Origin of the sequence: Streptomyces sp. NPDC006551 (assembly GCF_040611675.1) — a bacterium.
Classification (GTDB): domain Bacteria; phylum Actinomycetota; class Actinomycetes; order Streptomycetales; family Streptomycetaceae; genus Streptomyces.
In genome coordinates, this window is the sequence record NZ_JBEXOT010000025.1 from 1 (window position 1) to 17,867 (window position 17,867).

At 72.3% G+C, this 17,867-nt stretch carries 16 protein-coding genes; 11 read left to right on the plus strand and 5 right to left on the minus strand.

Features of this window, described 5'->3' with window-relative positions:
* Positions 1–776 (minus strand): TAXI family TRAP transporter solute-binding subunit (locus ABZY12_RS21625; protein WP_356892667.1); only part of this gene is annotated, 776 nt, incomplete at its 3' end.
* A gap of 103 nt (positions 777–879) precedes the next feature.
* A complete protein-coding gene (locus ABZY12_RS21630; protein WP_356892669.1) occupies positions 880–1,782 on the minus strand; it encodes a LysR substrate-binding domain-containing protein in 903 nt (300 codons plus the stop codon).
* A gap of 348 nt (positions 1,783–2,130) precedes the next feature.
* On the opposite strand from ABZY12_RS21630, the gene ABZY12_RS21635 reads away from it, so the two are divergent.
* From ABZY12_RS21635 to ABZY12_RS21655, 5 genes are all read left to right on the plus strand, one after another.
* Positions 2,131–3,336: a four-carbon acid sugar kinase family protein gene (locus tag ABZY12_RS21635; RefSeq protein ID WP_356892671.1), complete on the plus strand. Its 1,206-nt coding sequence runs from the start codon at positions 2,131–2,133 to the stop codon at positions 3,334–3,336.
* Positions 3,333–4,343 (plus strand): 4-hydroxythreonine-4-phosphate dehydrogenase PdxA, encoded by a 1,011-nt coding sequence (gene pdxA / locus ABZY12_RS21640; RefSeq protein WP_356892673.1) that lies wholly within the window; start codon positions 3,333–3,335, stop codon positions 4,341–4,343. Before ABZY12_RS21635 ends, pdxA begins: the two co-directional genes overlap by 4 nt.
* A gap of 56 nt (positions 4,344–4,399) precedes the next feature.
* Positions 4,400–5,083: a hypothetical protein gene (locus ABZY12_RS21645; RefSeq protein WP_356892675.1), complete on the plus strand. Its 684-nt coding sequence runs from the start codon at positions 4,400–4,402 to the stop codon at positions 5,081–5,083.
* Positions 5,084–5,159: 76 nt separating this feature from the next.
* On the plus strand, positions 5,160–6,680 hold the full coding sequence (gene miaB / locus ABZY12_RS21650) for a tRNA (N6-isopentenyl adenosine(37)-C2)-methylthiotransferase MiaB (RefSeq protein ID WP_356892677.1): 1,521 nt from the start codon (positions 5,160–5,162) through the stop codon (positions 6,678–6,680).
* 42 nt (positions 6,681–6,722) lie between these two features.
* Entirely contained in the window at positions 6,723–7,463 is a 741-nt protein-coding gene (locus ABZY12_RS21655) for a class III extradiol dioxygenase subunit B-like domain-containing protein (RefSeq protein WP_356892679.1), read from the plus strand.
* 120 nt (positions 7,464–7,583) lie between these two features.
* Here ABZY12_RS21655 and ABZY12_RS21660 read toward each other — a convergent pair whose 3' ends face one another.
* Together ABZY12_RS21660 and ABZY12_RS21665 are read right to left on the minus strand one after the other, a co-directional pair.
* Entirely contained in the window at positions 7,584–7,853 is a 270-nt protein-coding gene (locus ABZY12_RS21660) for an antitoxin (protein WP_356892681.1), read from the minus strand.
* A 50-nt stretch (positions 7,854–7,903) separates the two neighbouring features.
* On the minus strand, positions 7,904–8,179 hold the full coding sequence (locus tag ABZY12_RS21665; protein WP_356892683.1) for a hypothetical protein: 276 nt from the start codon (positions 8,177–8,179) through the stop codon (positions 7,904–7,906).
* A gap of 183 nt (positions 8,180–8,362) precedes the next feature.
* On the opposite strand from ABZY12_RS21665, the gene miaA reads away from it, so the two are divergent.
* From miaA to hflX, 6 genes are all read left to right on the plus strand, one after another.
* Complete coding sequence (gene miaA, locus ABZY12_RS21670; protein ID WP_356892685.1) at positions 8,363–9,301, plus strand: tRNA (adenosine(37)-N6)-dimethylallyltransferase MiaA; 939 nt, start codon at positions 8,363–8,365, stop codon at positions 9,299–9,301.
* 108 nt (positions 9,302–9,409) lie between these two features.
* Positions 9,410–9,874 carry a hypothetical protein gene (locus tag ABZY12_RS21675; protein WP_356892818.1) on the plus strand — a complete coding sequence of 155 codons (465 nt, stop codon included), beginning with the start codon at positions 9,410–9,412 and terminating at the stop codon, positions 9,872–9,874.
* Positions 9,875–10,000: 126 nt separating this feature from the next.
* Positions 10,001–10,885 (plus strand): diaminopimelate epimerase, encoded by an 885-nt coding sequence (dapF, locus tag ABZY12_RS21680; RefSeq protein WP_356892687.1) that lies wholly within the window; start codon positions 10,001–10,003, stop codon positions 10,883–10,885.
* A 205-nt stretch (positions 10,886–11,090) separates the two neighbouring features.
* Entirely contained in the window at positions 11,091–13,220 is a 2,130-nt protein-coding gene (locus ABZY12_RS21685; protein WP_356892689.1) for an HD domain-containing protein, read from the plus strand.
* A gap of 164 nt (positions 13,221–13,384) precedes the next feature.
* A complete protein-coding gene (locus ABZY12_RS21690) occupies positions 13,385–14,875 on the plus strand; it encodes a M1 family metallopeptidase (protein ID WP_356892691.1) in 1,491 nt (496 codons plus the stop codon).
* A 118-nt stretch (positions 14,876–14,993) separates the two neighbouring features.
* Positions 14,994–16,487, plus strand: coding sequence for a GTPase HflX (hflX, locus tag ABZY12_RS21695; RefSeq protein WP_356892693.1), 1,494 nt, complete (start codon positions 14,994–14,996; stop codon positions 16,485–16,487).
* A gap of 126 nt (positions 16,488–16,613) precedes the next feature.
* Here the strand turns inward: hflX and ABZY12_RS21700 are convergent, their stop codons facing one another.
* Positions 16,614–17,783, minus strand: a complete 1,170-nt coding sequence (locus tag ABZY12_RS21700) for a hypothetical protein (RefSeq protein WP_356892695.1) — start codon at positions 17,781–17,783, stop codon at positions 16,614–16,616.
* Positions 17,784–17,867: the final 84 nt, after the last annotated feature.

Consider the following 17,867-nt stretch of genomic DNA (forward strand, 5'->3'; position numbering starts at 1 on the left):
GGAGAGCACGACGTCGACGAGGTGCTCCAGGAGCCTCGGTCCGGCGATGGCGCCGTCCTTCGCCCGCCACGGTCGTGGAGCTTGTCCACCAGGGCGGCGTCCAGCGGAATGAGTCGTACCGGAAGGCGCTCGGAGAGGGTCTGGACCGCGTGGGTGGGCAGCCCGCCCGACCAGAAGAACGCGTCGAGCTGCTTGCGCTCCAGCAGCGACGGCATCGTGTCGATACCGGCCGACACCGGCTGGATGCCGACGTCCGGGGTGAGCCCCGCGGCCGCCAGGACCCGGTCCGCGATCAGTCTCACCCCGGAGCCCTCCTGCCCGACGCCCACCCGCAGGCCGCGCAGGTCGGCCACCGACCGGACGGGCGACTCCTTACGGACCACCAGCTGTACGTAGTCGTCGTAGAGGCGGGCGGAGCCGCGCAGCCGGTCGAATCCCGGCTTCCGGTCCCGCTGGTACTGGGCCACCGCGTCGGCTGTCGCGATCGTGAAATCCACCTCGCCGGAGGCGAGCCGAGCCAGGTTCTGCTGGGAGCCCTCGCTGTTCCTGAGCGTTATCGAGACATCCGGCAGATCGCGGGCGAGGGCCTGCTTCAGCAGGTCGCCGTACCGCTGGTAGACGCCGGTGGGCACGCCGGTACTGAAGGTCACGGTGCCGCTCGGCGCGGGCGGACCGATAGGAACCAGCCACCAGACGAGCAGCCCGCCCACCACCAGGAGCGCCGCCGCCAGCTGGAGGGCACGGCGTCGGGCGGCGCGGGAGAGGGTGGCGAACATGGCGCGATCCTGCCAGCTCGGCCCCCGCGATGGCCAGGCCCGCAGGGGCCGTACGCGGGGAGCCACGAGGCCCCGATCGCGGCGAGCCGGGTCGGCCGGGGCGTCAGGCCTCCCCGGGCGGCGGCCGGAGCTGGGCCGACTGGCTGCGCAGCCAGTCGAGCAGCCGGGAGACCCGGGCGTCCTCCTCGGGTGGCCGCGGGCTGAGCAGGTGGTAGTGCGTGCCGTCCGCGACCAGGCCGAAGGGCGCCACCAACTGCCCGCGGACGAGATCGTCATGGACGAGGGCGTACGGGCCGATCGCGACACCCACCCCCGCGACGGCCGCCTGCAACGCCAGATAGAAGTGCTCGAAGGTCTGCTGCGACGCGCCTTCGACACGGGTCCCGGTGAGCCGCCACCAGTCGTCCCACGCCTGTGGCCGGGTGCTGGTGTGCAGGAGCGACAGACCGGCGAGATCCTCCACCCGGCTCAGGCGCCGCGCCAGATCGGGGCTGCAGACCGGACCGATCCGCTCCTCGAAGAGGTGCGTGCGGCTCACCCGATCCGGTACGGGGAAGTCGTCCCTGCGCAGAGCGAGGTCGATGGTCTCCCGCTCGAAGGAGACGGGCCCACCGCCCGCCGACAGGTGCACGGTGAGGCCGGGCACCCGCACGGCGAGATCCGGCAGGCGGGGGATCAGCCAGCGCATCAGCAGCGTGGGCTCGCAGGAGAGCGCGATCGGACCGCCCCGCTCACGGCGGGAGATCTCCCGGGCCGCCGAGTCGATCTGGTCGAGCGCGTCACGGACGGCGGCCGCCAGCCGACGGGCCTGCGGGGTGGGACGCAGTGACCGCGTCCCGCGCTCGAACAGCGTGGTGCCGAGCGCCTTCTCCAGGTTCTGGATCTGCCGGCTGATCGCCCCGTGGGTGACGTGGAGCTCGTGGGCGGCCCGGGTCATGCTCGCGTGCCGCACGGTGGCCTCGAAGGGGAGAAGGGTGTTCGGCGGCGGGAGGTCGGGCCAGCGCATGTGTGAAATCTACTCACAGGTGGGGTGAGAAGGAATCGCTTGTCCCAGGTGCTTCGCGGGCGCCAGGGTTGACGACGTCACCGACCGGCGATCCGAGGAAGACGTATCAGGATGGCGCATCAGGCCCCTCAGAAACCGCAGGCATCGCAGGCACCACAGATACGCCAGGCATCGCAGACGCCCCGGGACCCGCAGGCACCGCAGGACCCTCAGGCATCGCAGACGCCCCGGGACCCGCAGGCACCGCAGGACCCCCAGGCGCCCCAGGCACCCCGGGACCCCCAGGCGCCGCACGGCCCCATGGCCGCACGGACGCCCCACATGCCCCGAGCGACCTATACGCCCTACGTGCCCCGGTGGCCCCACGCGGGCCCGTTCGCATCGACCATCGCCGTCCTCGCCGACGACCTGACCAGCGCCGGTGACGGTGCGGCCCCCTTCCGCAGGGGTGGTCACCGCGCCCAGGTGCTGCTCAGCGCCTCCGCTACCGCGCCCGAGGCGGTGAACGGTGTGGTGGCCGTCGACCTCGGCAGCCGGCTGCTCGGCCAGGGCGAGGCCGTGGCCGAGACGCGACGGGCCGCCCAGACGTACGCCGGAGCCGACCTGTTGATCAAGACGGTCGACTCCACGCTGAGGGGCCATGTCGCCGCCGAGATCCGCGCCGCCCACGCGGGCTCGCGTCGCCGTGCCGTGGTGATCGCGCCCGCCTTCCCGGCGGAGGGGCGGACCACGGTCCGGGGGGTCCAGCATGTGCACGGAGTTCCGGTGCACGAGAGTGCGTTCGGCAGCGACCCGGCGCACCCGGTCACCTCCTCGGACCTCACGCACCTCCTGCCGGAGGCCGTCGTCCTCGAACCCGACCGGCTGGACCGGCTGCCCGAACTGATCGAAGGCGGCGGCCTGTTCGTCTGCTCGGCCGCCACGGACCGCGATCTGGACCGTCTCGTCTCCGCGGCGCCGGCGATCCGTGAGGTGCTGTGGGTCGGCTCCCCGGGCCTCGCCGCCGCGCTGGCCCGGCATCACTCCCGTACCGCCACCGCCACCGCCACAACCACCGCCCTGCCCGCCGCACGCCATCCGCTGGTGGTGGTCGGCAGCGCGAATCCGGCGACCCGACGCCAGTTGGACCGGCTGCGCGGGCGACCGGACGTGGCCGCGGTGGCGGCGGGCGACCCCCTCGCCGCCGCCGGGGCGCTGCGGCGTACGGCGGCGCCGGTACGGGTCGTCCACACGCCCGATGCCCGCCGCGAGGCCCCCGCCCCGGGCTCGCTCACCCGCGATCTGGCGCTCGTGGCGGGGAGGTTGGTGGCGGACGGGCTGGTCGACGGGCTCGTCCTGACCGGGGGAGAGACGGCCGTCACCGTCCTCCGGGCGCTCGGGGCCACCGGGATCGACCTGTACGACGAGCCCGAGCCCGGGATCGCCCGCGGCACGCTGCTCGGCCCGCGGGGCATCCCCGTCCTGATCAAGGCCGGCGGGTTCGGCGACGACGGGACGCTCGACCGGCTGTGCCGCCTTCTCGCCGAAGGCGACGAAAGGAGCACGCGCGCGTGAAGCCCCTGGCCGTCACCATGGGTGACCCGAACGGCATCGGGCCCGAGATCACCGTCAAGGCGCACGCCGACCCCGCCCGCCGGCCACCGGTCGTCGTGATCGGGGACCCGGACGTCCTCACCCGTGCCTGCCGCACCACGGGCACGGCCCTGACCGTGCGGGCGATCGACTCCGTGGCCCAGGCCCGTCCCACCCCAGGTGTCATGGACGTGCTCGCCGAGGGCGAACTCCCCGCGGACCTGTCACCGGGCACGGTGGACGCCCGAGCCGGGATGGCGTGCTTCCGGTACGTACGGCGGGGTGTCGAACTCGCGCTCCGCGGCGAGATCCGGGCCCTGACCACCGCGCCGATCAACAAGGAGGCGCTCCGACTGGCCGGGCTGCCCTACCCCGGACACACGGAGATCCTCGCCGACCTGTCGGGCACGACCGACTACGCGATGATGATGGCCAACGACGAGCTGCGGGTCGTCCTGGTCACCGTCCACCAGTCGCTGCGTACGGCCCTCGACGCACTCACCACCGCCCGCGAGCTGGAGATCATCCGGCTGACCGACCGCACCTTGCGGGGCGGCGGGCTCAGCCGTCCCCGTATCGCCGTGGCCGCGCTCAACCCGCACGCGGGCGAGAACGGGCTCTTCGGGCGCGAGGACCTCGACATCATCGAGCCGGCCGTCCGGGGTGCACGGGCGGAGGGCATCGAGGCGAGCGGGCCGTGGCCGGCCGACACGGTCTTCATGCGGGCCCGGGCAGGGGAGTTCGACGCGGTCGTCGCCCAGTACCACGACCAAGGGCTCATCCCCGTCAAGTACCTGGGGCTCGAACGCGGCGTCAACATCACCATCGGCCTGCCGTTCGTGCGTACGAGCGTCGACCACGGAACGGCCTTCGACATCGCGGGACACGGCACCGCGGACCATACGAGCCTGCTCACCGCCCTGCACCAGGCCGCCGACCTGACCGCCGACAGGACCGGTGACCCGACGGATGCCGCGCCGCCGACCTGACGGACGCTCCGTCGACGGCCCGACCGCCGACCTGACCCACTCCCCGGAGGACCACCGTGGACTTCATCTTCATGCTCACCCGTGACGACAGGACCGTCACGGACTGCCTGCGCGTCCTCGACTCCGTCGCGGACCTCGACATCGGCCACATCGGTTTCAAGGACATCGGCGTCGACCCCGCGACCCTCGCCCGGCTCCACCGCCGGATCAAGGAGAGAGGCGCCACCAGCTACCTCGAAGTGGTGAGCACCACGCGGGAGCAGGCCCTCGCGTCCGTGAGGAGCGCGATCGACCTCGGTGTCGACCGGCTCATGGGCGGCACCTGGATCGACGAGACGCAGGCCCTCCTCGCCGGAACGGGCATCGAGTACCTGCCCTTCGCGGGCGAACCCCTCGGGCACCCCACCCGGCTGGCCGGCGGTCCGGACCGTATCGCCGACGACTGCCGCCGAGCCGAGACGGCGGGCTGCGCGGGCGTCGACCTCCTCGCCTACCGCGCCACCGACGCCGACCCGCTCGACCTCGTCCGCGCCGCCCGCGCCGCGACCACCGGCCGGCTCGTGGTGGCCGGAAGCATCACCACCCCCGCACAGATCCGCGCCCTGGCCGACGCGGGCGCCGACGCCTTCACCATCGGCTCCGCGGCCTTCAACGGCTCCCTCCGCCCGGACGCGGGCACGCTCGGCGCCCAGCTCACAGCGGTGGCCGAGGCCATGGCAGCGGCCGTCGCCCACCACTAGAGGCCCGCCCGCCGCCGCCTCCCGCCCCACGAGAGGCACGGGCCGGCGCTCCTCCGACGGCCCTTACCCTAGAGACGTGACTAGCATCGACCGGAGCCTCGCCGTGGGCGAACCCAAGACCTATGAGATCCGCACCTACGGGTGCCAGATGAACGTCCACGATTCCGAGCGGCTCTCCGGTCTGCTGGAGGACGCCGGCTACGTCCGCGCTCCCAAGGGCGCCGACGGTGACGCCGACGTCGTCGTGTTCAACACCTGCGCCGTCCGCGAGAACGCCGACAACAAGCTGTACGGCAACCTCGGCCGGCTCGCCCCGATGAAGACCTCGCGCCCCGGGATGCAGATCGCCGTCGGTGGCTGTCTCGCCCAGAAGGACCGCGACACCATCGTCAAGAAGGCGCCCTGGGTCGACGTCGTCTTCGGTACGCACAACATCGGCAAGCTGCCGGTCCTCCTGGAGCGCGCCCGTATCCAGGAAGAGGCGCAGATCGAGATCGCCGAGTCGCTGGAGGCGTTCCCCTCCACGCTGCCGACCCGGCGCGAGTCCGCCTACGCCGCCTGGGTGTCGATCTCCGTCGGCTGCAACAACACCTGCACGTTCTGCATCGTCCCGGCGCTGCGCGGCAAGGAGAAGGACCGCCGTCCCGGCGACATCCTCGCCGAGATCGAAGCCCTGGTCGCCGAGGGCGTCTCCGAGATCACCCTGCTCGGCCAGAACGTCAACGCGTACGGGTCCGACATCGGCGACCGCGAGGCGTTCTCCAAGCTGCTGCGCGCCTGCGGGAAGATCGAGGGCCTGGAGCGGGTCCGCTTCACCTCACCGCACCCCCGCGACTTCACGGACGACGTCATCGCGGCGATGGCCGAGACCCCGAACGTCATGCCGCAGCTGCACATGCCGCTGCAGTCCGGTTCGGACACGATCCTCAAGGCGATGCGCCGCTCCTACCGGCAGGAGCGTTTCCTCGGCATCATCGAGAAGGTGCGCGCCGCGATCCCGCACGCCGCCATCTCCACCGACATCATCGTGGGCTTCCCCGGCGAGACCGAGGAGGACTTCGAGCAGACGATGCACACGGTCCGCGAGGCACGGTTCGCCAACGCCTTCACCTTCCAGTACTCCAAGCGGCCCGGCACTCCCGCGGCCGAGATGGAGGGGCAGATCCCCAAGGAGGTCGTGCAGGCACGGTACGAACGCCTTGTCGCGCTCCAGGAGGAGATCTCCTGGGAGGAGAACAAGAAGCAGGTCGGCCGGACCCTGGAGGTCATGGTCGCGGAGGGCGAGGGGCGCAAGGACGGCACCACGCACCGCCTCTCCGGCCGCGCCCCCGACAACCGGCTGGTCCACTTCACCAAGCCGGACCAGGAGGTCCGCCCGGGCGATGTGGTGACGGTCGAGATCACCTACGCCGCCCCGCACCACCTGCTCGCCGAGGGTCCGACGACATCGGTACGCCGTACCCGCTCCGGAGACGCCTGGGAGAAGCGCACCGCCGAGGCCGCCGCCAAGCCGGCGGGTGTCCTGCTCGGCCTGCCGAAGATCGGCGTGCCGGAGCCGCTTCCCGCCGCCTCCGTGCCGGCCTGCGGCAGCCACTGACACCCGCGGGCCGCGGCCTGTCGTCGCAGTAGGCTGCGGATCATGCTTGTCGCCGCAGCCGTCTGTCCGTGTCCGCCGTTGCTCGTACCCGAGGTCGCGACCGGAGCCGCCCCCGAACTCCACGCCGCGCGGGTGGCGTGCGCGGACGCCCTGGGGCTGCTGGCCGCGTCCCGGCCCGATCGGCTGTACGTCGTCGGGCCCGCGGCCGAGGGCGCCCTCGGTCCGTACCCCGCCGGCTCCACGGGGTCCTTCGCCGGGTTCGGAGTCGACCTCTCCGTACGGCTCGGGGCCGCCCGGCCGGCCGGAGGCCGGCCCGGCGACGACAGGTCGGCCGGAGACCGGCCGCTGCCCGCGTCGCTCGCCGTCGCCGCCTGGCTCCTGGAGCGCACCGACTGGGCCGACGCGCCGGTCGAGGGGCTGGGAGTCGGGGAGCGGCTGGAGAGCGGCCGGTGCGCCGCCGCCGGCCGTGAGCTGGCCGCGTCCGCCGACCGCGTGGCGCTGCTGGTCATGGGCGACGGCAGCGCCTGCCGCTCGGTCAAGGCGCCCGGTTATCTGGACGAGCGCGCCGCGCCCTTCGACGCCGAGGCGGCCAGGGCGCTGGGCAGCGCCGATCCGGACGCCCTCCTGGGCCTGGACGAGAACCTCGCATACGAGCTGAAGGCGGCCGGCCGGGCTCCCTGGCAGGTTCTCGCGGGCGCCGCCCAGGGGGCGGGCCTGGAGGGCCGACTGCTGTACGAGGACGCCCCGTACGGCGTCGGATACTTCGTCGCCGCTTGGTCCTAGGGCACGGCGGGCGACCGGCCAACCACCGTCAACCAACCGCGTACGAACGGCGGACGGCCGCGGAGCGGTGTGCTCCGCGGCCGTCCGCCGTGCGGAGGGAGCGTCAGGTGACGCCGGGCGTCAGGCGGCCGGCGGCGTGGTCGGGCCTCCGCCAGGAGTGCCGTCGCCCTTGGTTCCGTCGTCCTTGTGGGCGATCCGGTCCAGAGCCTCCTTGGCCTTGCCGGTGCCCGACTCGATCTTGTCGCTGTACTTGCCCTTGGTCTTCTCGTCGACCATCTTCGCGGCCTTCTCCAGGCCGTGGTCGATCTTGTCCCCATGCTGCTGTGCGAGGTCGGAGACCTTGTGCTTGGCCGGGGCGAGCTTGGCCTTCAGTGAATCCAGGAGACCCATGGGTCACCTTCCCTCCGGTAAACCGAATTGCCGTGTCCTGTCCCCAGGAGCTACTTCCGGGCGCTCTCGCCGGCCTCGTTGTCCGCCGCCTCCTCGGCCGACTGCTGCTTGGGGATCTCCACCGACTCGGCCGCTTCGGCGGCCGGGGCCGGCTCGGTGATCCCCGCGGTCCCGCTGTCCTCCGTCGCCTCGGCATCGGTGGCGGGGGCCTCGGAAGCGTTCTCCGCCTCCTCCGCGTCGGACGTCAGGGCGACGGCCTCCGTCTCCTGCGGTGACGCCTCGGCAGCTTCCTTGCCCTTGCGGCGAAACATTGCAAAAATGCCCATTTCCACTCCATAGCGTACTCGTGCGGGAGAAGCCCCGCGGGCGCCCGGTGCGCCCCATCGCGCCACCCGGTGCAGCCGGCACGGAAACCGGCGGTCGGAACCTCGCAACAGGCAACGAACCCGGATGCGGGCCGTCACGTCGCTCATTCGGGGACTCGGCGGGAGGTTTGCGAGACTGGGGCAGTGAGAAGTGCAGCTCCCGCCCCGCGGGTCATCGCCGTCGTCGGTCCCACAGCGGCCGGAAAGTCCGATCTGGGCGTTTTCCTCGCCCAGCAGCTCGGCGGCGAGGTCGTCAACGCCGACTCGATGCAGCTCTACCGAGGGATGGACATCGGTACCGCCAAGCTGACGCTCGAAGAGCGCGGCGGCGTGCCGCACCACCTCCTCGACATCTGGGACGTGACGGAGGCCGCCAGCGTCGCCGAGTACCAGCGCCTCGCCAGGGCCGAGATCGACCGCCTCCTCGCCGCCGGCCGCACTCCCGTCCTGGTCGGGGGCTCCGGTCTGTACGTACGGGGTGCCATCGACGCGCTCGAGTTCCCCGGCACCGATCCCGTCGTACGGGCCCGTCTGGAGGCCGAGCTGGAGGAGCGGGGCTCCGGGGTCCTGCACGCCCGACTGGCTGCCGCGGACCCGGAGGCGGGGCGCGCGATCCTGCCCAGCAACGGCCGCCGCATCGTCCGGGCGCTCGAAGTCATCGAGATCACCGGCAAGCCGTTCACCGCGAATCTGCCGGGGCCCGATTCGGTCTACGACACGGTCCAGATCGGCGTGGACGTCGAGCGGCCCGAGCTCGACGAGCGGATCACCGCGCGCGTGGACCGGATGTGGGAGGCCGGGCTCGTGGACGAGGTCCGCGCGCTGGAGGCGCGCGGACTGCGCGAGGGGCGCACGGCCGCCCGCGCACTGGGCTACCAGCAGGTGCTCGCGGCGCTCGCGGGGGAGTGCACCGAGGACGAGGCGCGTGCCGAGACCGTACGCGCCACCAAGCGCTTCGCGCGCCGTCAGGACTCGTGGTTCCGGCGCGACCCGCGCGTCCACTGGCTGAGCGGCGCGGCGGAACACCGCGGGGAACTCCCGCGAGAGGCGCTGACGTTGGTCGAACGAGCGGTTACAGCCTGATCACGTGATGGCATCGGGACGCCACGCCCGTCATTCCAACGGTCGGGAGCGTGCCATCATCGAGCATCGATCGACCAAGTGGAGTCCGAGTTGGGAGGGCGCGTGGCGATGGAGGCCGGCCCTCGCGACACAGAGCAGCACGGCGCGGCCCGGGGCGAAGCCCCGGGTGACGCGCCCGGTTTGACCCCGGACGGTCCCGACGACGCCCAGGGCACCTCCGTCGAGGTGGACGCCGCCGAGGTCGAGGTCGAGCTGCGGCCCCAGCGCCGTCTGAGGATCTGGCAGCTGGCGCCCATCGTGGGCCTCGCCGCCGTCGGCTCCCTGATGTTCGCCTTCCCGCTGGCCTTCGGTTCGGGGGAGGGCGGCGCCGTCGTCGCCATGCTGGGGCTGCTCATCAGCTCCTGCGCCGCCGGCTGGGGCATGATGGCCGCCCGCAAGGTCGGCTACACCTGGCCGGGCCTGCCGTCCCGCGGCTCCGGCGAGCGCCCGGACTGGCGCGTGATGGCTCTGTACGTCTGCGTCAGCGCGCTCCTGGTGGCCCTGGCGGTCTGGCGCGTCGCCCGCCTCCGCTGACCCGCGGAGCACACGCCGCACCGACCTGCCCCGCGCGGCGGGGCACGCGATCGAGCGCCCGGCGCGACCCGCCCGCTCCGTGGACCGTCGAGGCGGCTGTCGTACCCGACCCGTACAGTTGATCCCGTGACCAGCACGCAGACATCGCCGCTCCCCTTCCTCAAGGGCCACGGGACCGAGAACGACTTCGTGATCGTCCCCGACACCGACAACACCGTCGAGCTGCCCGCCGACGTCGTCGCCCGGATCTGCGACCGGCGCGCCGGGATCGGCGGCGACGGGCTGCTGCACGTGGTCCGCAGCGCGGCCCATCCCGAGGCCCGGGCGATGGCCGGCGAAGCCGAATGGTTCATGGACTACCGCAACGCCGACGGCTCGGTCGCCGAGATGTGCGGCAACGGCCTGCGGGTCTTCGCCCGCTACCTGGAGCACGCCGGGCATGTCACGGCCGGTGAGATCGCGATCGCCACCCGCGACGGGGTCAAGAGGGTCCACCTCGACAAGGACGGTTCCGTCACCGTCGCCATGGGCCGCGCCGTCCTCTCCGAGGACGGGGTCACCGTCACCGTCGAGGGTCGCAGCTGGCCCGCCCGCAACGTGAACATGGGCAACCCGCACGCCGTCGCCTTCGTCGAGAGCCTCGACCACGCGGGCGACCTGTTCACCGAGCCGCCGTACGCCCCGGCCGAGGTCTATCCGGAAGGCGTGAACATCGAGTTCGTCGCCGACCGCGGCCCCCGCCATGTCGCCATGCGCGTGCACGAGCGCGGATCCTCCGAGACGCGCTCCTGCGGCACGGGCGCCTGCGCCGTCGCCGTGGCCACCGCGCGCAGGGACGGCGCGGACCCGGCCGAGAGCGGGACGCCCGTCACGTACACCGTCGACGTCCTCGGCGGCACGCTGATCATCACCGAGCACCCCGACGGCGAGATCGAGATGACCGGGCCCGCCGTCATCCTCGCCGAGGGCACGATCGACCCCTCCTGGCTGGCGACGGCCACCACGGCCTGAGAACCGCGACGAGCTGATTCCGGCCGGCCGTGGGCTTGGCCGGAATCGAAACAGTCAACGACGGAGCTGTCGCTCGAATGGGTGATCCGTTTCACGCTGGGCGAGAGCGTGACTGCGCCGCGTGGTGGGCTCGGTAGCATCAAGCACCGGCCAGGCAGGCACGCCTTGCCCGCCCTCCGCCGGTCGACGTCGCCGGAGGTGCCCCATGAGTGCAGAGGCCACCAATCCTGTGAGCGCGGCAGAGGCCAACGCCCCCGACGCTCCCAGCCGCAGACGCGCCCGCCCGAGGATCGACCTCCGCAGGCTCGGGCGCGCCGCTCTGCTCGGTCCGACCGCACGGGGCCGCCTGCCCGACGCCATCGGCCATGTCGCCGACGCGCACCGCGCCCACCACCCCGACGCCGACCTGGCCGTGCTGCGCCGGGCGTACGTCCTCGCCGAGTCCTCGCACCGAGGCCAGTTCCGCAAGAGCGGCGAGCCGTACATCACGCATCCGCTCGCGGTCACCCTGATCCTCGCCGAACTCGGCGCCGAGACCACGACGTTGACCGCCTCCCTCCTCCACGACACCGTCGAGGACACGGAGGTGACCCTGGATCAGGTGCGTGAGCAGTTCGGTGACGAGGTCGCCTACCTCGTCGACGGTGTGACCAAGCTGGAGAAGGTCGACTACGGCGCCGCCGCCGAACCGGAGACCTTCCGCAAGATGCTGGTCGCCACCGGCGACGACGTCCGCGTCATGTCGATCAAACTCGCCGACCGGCTCCACAACATGCGCACCCTCGGCGTCATGCGGCCCGAGAAACAGGTCCGGATCGCCAAGGTCACCCGCGACGTCCTCATCCCGCTCGCCGAACGGCTCGGCGTCCAGGCCCTCAAGACCGAGCTGGAGGACCTGGTCTTCGCGATCCTCCACCCCGAGGAGTACGAGAACACCCGTGCCCTCATCGCCGAGAACGCCGACGCCGGAGACGCGCTCGCGGCCATCGCCGAGAGCGTCTCGGCGGTCCTGCGCGAGGCCGGCATCCCCGCCGAAGTCCTCATCCGGCCGAGGCACTTCGTCTCCGTCCACCGCGTCCGGCTCAAGCGCGGCGACCTGCGCGGCAGCGATTTCGGCCGACTCCTGGTGCTGGTGGGCGAGGACGCGGACTGTTATGCCGTCCTCGGCGAACTCCACACCTGTTTCACCCCGGTGATCTCCGAGTTCAAGGACTTCATCGCCGCTCCCAAGTTCAACCTGTACCAGTCGCTGCACACCGCCGTCGCCGCTCCCGACGGCGCCGTCGCCGAAGTCCTCATCCGTACGCACCAGATGCACAAGGTCGCCGAGGCCGGCGTCGTCGCCCTGGGCAATCCGTACGTACCGCAGGACGGTGCCGAACCGGCCGAGGAAGGTGAGCGCGCCGACCCCACCCGGCCCGGCTGGCTCTCCCGGCTCCTCGACTGGCAGCAGTCGACGCCCGACCCCGACACCTTCTGGACCTCGCTGCGCGCCGACCTCGCCGAGGACCAGGAGATCACCGTCTTCCGGGCCGACGGCGGCGCCCCCGGCACGATCAGCCTGCCCGCCGGGGCGACCTGCGTCGACGCGGCGTACGCGCAGTACGGCGAAGCGGCCCACTCCTGCGTGGGCGCGCGCGTCAACGGGCGACTGGCGACGCTCAGCACCGTGCTCGCCGACGGCGACACCGTCCAGCCGCTGCTGGCCCAGGACACGGTCTCGGGGCCCTCCCCCGAGTGGCTCGACCACGCCCGTACCCCCGCCGCGCGCATCGCGATCACCGGCTGGCTCCAGGCGCACCCGGAGGCCACCAAGGCTCCGGCCGCCGATCCCCGCCCGCCGGTCTCCGTCACGGCCGACCGGCGCTCCGGCACCAGGCTCCTGGCCGATCTGCCGGGGACGACGGCCGGCGCCGTACGGCCCGCCGGATGCTGCACGCCCGTGCCCCCCGACGAGATCACCGGCTTCCTGGTACGCGGCGGGTCCGTCACCGTCCACCGGACCGGCTGCGCCGCCGCCGACGCGATGAGGCGGCTCGGCCGCGAACCCGTCACGGTCCACTGGGGCGACACCGCGGAGTGCCGCGTCACGCTCGTCGCCGAGTCCTTCGGCCGGCCCAGGCTCCTCGCCGACCTCACCGAGGCCATCGCCGCCGCGGGCGTCGCCATCGTCTCGGCGACCGTCGAGCCGCCCTGCGAACAGCGGGTCCGCCACACGTACACCCTCCAACTCCCCGACGCCACCGGTCTTCCCGCCCTGATGCGGGCGATGCGGGACGTCCCCGGGGTGTACGACGTGAGCCGCGCGCAGCACCCCGCTTCCCCCGACCTGTAACCCCACGCCGCTCCGGCCCGCAGGACGAGCCGGCCGCGCACCCGTCAGCCGCGACGGGACAGCCCTTGAACCAGTCGGCCGCCCTCGGTCCGGTGCTGACTCCTTCGGGTGGCGGACGAGCGCGCCGCCGGGGGCGGGGCCCCGCGCACTGGTAGCCGTAGCTCATGCCGCTCACCTCCCCAAAGACCTCCCCACGCGCGCGGTGGCTCCGCTCCGCCGCCCTGGTCGCCGCATCGGCCGGTCTCGTCGCCGCCGCCGTGCCCGCGCCTCCGCCGCTCGGCATCGGGGACCCGCTCTTCCCCCACCTCGGCAACCCCGGTTACGACGTCCGGTCGTACGACATCGGCCTCACCTACCCGGGCCGGAACACCGAGCCCCTCGCGGCCGTCACCCGTATCGAGGCGCTCGCGACCACCGACCTGGAGCGGATCAACCTCGACTTCGCGCACGGCGAGGTCTCGGCCGTCACCGTCGACGGCGCGGCCGCCGAGTTCGTGACCAGCGGCGAGGACCTCGTGATCACCCCGGCACGGGCGGCCGAGGACGGCGACTCGCTGGAGATCACGGTCACCCACACCAGCGATCCCCGCGGCCCCGCCGGCACCGGCGGCTGGATCCGCACCGGCGACGGACTCGCCATGGCCAACCAGGCCGACGCCGCCCACCGGGTCTTCCCGTCCAACGACCACCCCGCCGACAAGGCGTACTTCACCTTCCGGATCACCGCCCCCAGCACCCTGACGGCCGTCGCCAACGGCCTGCCGGCGGGTCGCGCCGAGAATGCCACCACCACGACGTGGACCTACCGCACGGCCCATCCCATGGCCACCGAGCTCGCCCAGGTCTCCATCGGCCGCTCCACCGTCGTCCACCGGACAGGACCGCACGGTCTCCCCGTCCGGGACGTGGTGCGCACCGCCGACCGGGAGCTCGTGGAGCCCTGGCTGAAGCGGACCCCCGGGCACCTGGAGTGGATGGAGCGCCAGGTGGGCCGCTATCCCTTCGAGACCTACGGGCTGCTCGTCGCCGACGCCGAGACCGGCTTCGCGCTGGAGACCCAGACCCTCTCTCTCTTCGAGAGAAGACTGTTCACCGAAGCCGACTACCCCGAGTGGTACGTCGACTCGATCATGGTCCACGAGCTCGCGCACCAGTGGTTCGGCAACAGTGTCTCGCCGCGCACCTGGTCCGACCTGTGGCTCAACGAGGGGCACGCGAGCTGGTACGAGGCGCTGTACGCCGAGGAGGTCGGGAAACAGTCCCTTGAACGGCGTATGAAGGCCGCCTACGCGGCCTCCGACGGGTGGCGGGCGGCCGGAGGTCCCCCGGCGGCCCCCGAGCCGCCCTCGCCCGGCCAGAAGATCAGCCTCTTCCGGCCCGTCGTCTACGACGGGAGCGCCCTGGTCCTGTACGCGCTGCGGCAAGAGATCGGCGAGGACGCGTTCCAGAGCCTGCAGCGCCGCTGGGTGAGCGAGCACCGCGACGCCACCGCGACCACCGCCGACTTCACCGCGCTGGCCTCCCAGGTCGCGGGGCGCGACCTCACCGCCTTCTTCGCCGGCTGGCTCTACGCGGAGAAGACGCCGGCCATGCCCGGGCACCCGGACTGGCGCAGCCGGGCAACGCAGCCGGCGAGCGCCGCGAAACCGGGGTGACGCGCCCCGTCCGGCCGTGTCACCATCATCAGGTCGGCGACGCGGCCGGACCGGGAATCTTTCCGTGCCGTCGCGTGTTGTGATCGACGTAACGACTTTCCATCGACGTAAGGATCAAATGACCTCCTCTTCATCCCCTTCCCAGGACGAGCAGAGCTTCGCCGAGACGAGCCGCACCGAGAGCCTTCGGGCCGATGCCCTGATGGAAGAGGACGTCGCCTGGAGCCACGAGATCGACGGAGAGCGGGACGGCGATCAGTTCGACCGCTCCGAGCGCGCGGCCCTGCGGCGCGTGGCGGGCCTCTCCACCGAGCTCGAGGACGTCACCGAGGTCGAGTACCGGCAGCTGCGCCTCGAGCGCGTCGTGCTGGTCGGCGTATGGACCTCGGGGACCGTGCAGGACGCGGAGAACTCCCTCGCGGAGCTGGCGGCCCTCGCCGAGACGGCGGGTGCCCTGGTGCTCGACGGCGTCATCCAGCGCCGTGACAAGCCCGACCCGGCCACGTTCATCGGCTCGGGCAAGGCCCGTGAGCTGCGGGACATCGTGCTCGAAACCGGTGCCGACACCGTCGTCTGCGACGGTGAACTCAGCCCCGGCCAGCTCATCGCCCTCGAAGACGTCGTCAAGGTGAAGGTGGTCGACCGGACCGCCCTGATCCTCGACATCTTCGCCCAGCACGCCAAGTCCCGAGAGGGCAAGGCACAGGTCGCGCTCGCGCAGATGCAGTACATGCTGCCGCGACTGCGAGGCTGGGGTCAGTCGCTCTCCCGTCAGATGGGTGGCGGCGGCGGTGGCGGCATGGCCACGCGTGGTCCCGGTGAGACGAAGATCGAGACCGACCGGCGTCGGATCCGCGAGAAGATGGCGAAGATGCGCCGGGAGATCGCGGAGATGAAGACCGGCCGCGACATCAAGCGGCAGGAGCGGCGCCGTCACAAGGTTCCGTCCGTCGCCATCGCCGGATACACCAACGCCGGCAAGTCGTCCCTGCTCAACCGGCTGACCGGCGCGGGTGTGCTGGTGGAGAACGCGCTGTTCGCCACCCTCGACCCGACCGTCCGCCGGGCCGAGACGCCCAGCGGCCGGGTGTACACCCTGGCCGACACCGTCGGGTTCGTACGGCATCTGCCGCACCACCTGGTCGAGGCGTTCCGCTCCACCATGGAGGAGGTCGGCGACTCCGACCTGATCCTCCACGTGGTGGACGGCTCGCACCCCGCCCCGGAGGAGCAGCTGGCCGCCGTCCGCGAGGTGTTCCGTGACGTCGGCGCGGTGAACGTGCCGGAGGTCGTGGTCGTGAACAAGGCGGACGCGGCCGACCCGCTCGTGCTGCAGCGCCTGATGCGGACCGAGCGTCACGCGATCGCGGTCTCGGCGCGTACGGGCGAGGGCATCGAGGAGCTGCTCGCGCTCATCGACGCCGAACTGCCGCGGCCGCAGGTCGAGATCGAGGCGCTCGTGCCGTACACCGAGGGCGGTCTCGTCTCGCGGGTGCATGCCGAGGGCGAGCTGCTCTCCGAGGAGCACACGCCGGAAGGCACGCTGCTCAAGGCGCGGGTGCACGAGGAGCTGGCGGCGTTCCTGATGCCGTACGTTCCCGCCGCGCACTGACCGGTCTCGCCGGAAGTCGCTGCGCGCGGCTCAACGGGTCCCATGCGTAAGGCCCCGCCCCTTGACTGGGGGCGGGGCCTTACGCGTGGACGCCGGCCGAGGAAGCCGGCCATCGGTGTCGCCCGGTCAGCGGGCGAACTTCTTGCTCACCATCTCGTGCGCGTCCTTGGCACCACGGCCCAGCTGCGGACCGGCCAGCCAGCCGTTGCCGCCGACCGGGCCGATCGAGGTGTTCGACACCAGCGCCACCTTGCCGTTCGGCATCGTGCGGATCCAGCCACCGCCGGAGGAACCGCCGGTCATGGTGCAGCCGATGCGGTACATCGTCGGCGTCGCCGGAGCCGTGGTGAGCCGGGTCGGCCGGTCGAGGCACTTGTGCATGATCAGACCGTTGTACGGCGGGGCGGCCGGGTAACCCCAGGCGCCCATCGTGCCGGCCTGGGCCGCGGTCGGTGCGGAGAAGTCGATCGGCAGGGCGACGCCTACGGTCTCCTCCAGGGACTTCTTGCCCCGCTCCGGCTGTACGTGCAGCACGGCGTAGTCGTAGGGCCAGGCGGGGTTCGTGCCGCCGCGCTGGATCCACTCGCCCGAGGTGACCGCCCAGTCGGCCCAGTACTGGCCGTAGGGAGCGACCTGGTGCGGCTGTGCGTTGCCCAGTGCGGACGCCGACTTGCCGAGGTCGTTGTAGGCGGGCACGAAGGTGATGTTGCGGAACCAGCCGCCCCGCTGGCCGGCGTGCACACAGTGGCCGGCGGTCCACACGAGGTTGGACTTCCCGGGCCGGCGCGGGTCCTTCACGACCGTGCCGGAGCAGACCATGGGACCCTGCGGCGAGTCGAAGAAGATCTTCCCCACGGGCGCCGCGTTGCGGTGGTACGGAGTCTTCTCGCGCTGGGCCTGGACGGGCCGCGGCACGGGGTCGCTGCCGCCCGCGCCGGACGCCGTGGTGATCGTCGGGTCGGGGCTCTTCGCCGACTGCATGCGCTCGGGGTCCCACAGCCCCTCGATCACCGGGTTGACGAAGTCCTCGGCCTCACGGAGCCAGGTGTCCCTGTCCCAGTTCTTCCAGTCGCCGTTCTTCCACTTGTCCAGGTCGACGCCGTGCTTCTGCAGCTTGTCGGCCAGGTCCTTGGGGAGAGCGGCGTCGCCGCCACCGGTGGTGGGGTCGGCGGCGGTCGCCCCGGCGGCGGGCTTGTCGGCCGCCGGCGTCGTCTCGGTCGGGCCGCAGGCGGTGGCGGTCAGTGAGAGCGCCACCGCCAGGCCGGCGAACGCCGGCAGGAGTCTTGTCGAACGCATGAGTTGAGATCCCCCTGGGATGTTTCCCGCGCCCCGGCTCTGCCATGGGATTGGTTGCCATGAACGCGTCACTAGCGGTGCACA

Bases quoted from the DNA above. Each gene is read 5' to 3' on its own strand.
- ABZY12_RS21630 (WP_356892669.1), bottom strand. From the start codon at position 1,782: ATGCGCTGGCCCGACCTCCCGCCGCCGAACACCCTTCTCCCCTTCGAG.
- ABZY12_RS21655 (WP_356892679.1), top strand. From the start codon at position 6,723: ATGCTTGTCGCCGCAGCCGTCTGTCCGTGTCCGCCGTTGCTCGTACCC.
- ABZY12_RS21660 (WP_356892681.1), bottom strand. From the start codon at position 7,853: ATGGGTCTCCTGGATTCACTGAAGGCCAAGCTCGCCCCGGCCAAGCAC.
- ABZY12_RS21665 (WP_356892683.1), bottom strand. From the start codon at position 8,179: ATGGGCATTTTTGCAATGTTTCGCCGCAAGGGCAAGGAAGCTGCCGAG.
- ABZY12_RS21675 (WP_356892818.1), top strand. From the start codon at position 9,410: ATGGAGGCCGGCCCTCGCGACACAGAGCAGCACGGCGCGGCCCGGGGC.
- ABZY12_RS21685 (WP_356892689.1), top strand. From the start codon at position 11,091: ATGAGTGCAGAGGCCACCAATCCTGTGAGCGCGGCAGAGGCCAACGCC.
- ABZY12_RS21690 (WP_356892691.1), top strand. From the start codon at position 13,385: ATGCCGCTCACCTCCCCAAAGACCTCCCCACGCGCGCGGTGGCTCCGC.
- hflX (WP_356892693.1), top strand. From the start codon at position 14,994: ATGACCTCCTCTTCATCCCCTTCCCAGGACGAGCAGAGCTTCGCCGAG.
- ABZY12_RS21700 (WP_356892695.1), bottom strand. From the start codon at position 17,783: ATGCGTTCGACAAGACTCCTGCCGGCGTTCGCCGGCCTGGCGGTGGCG.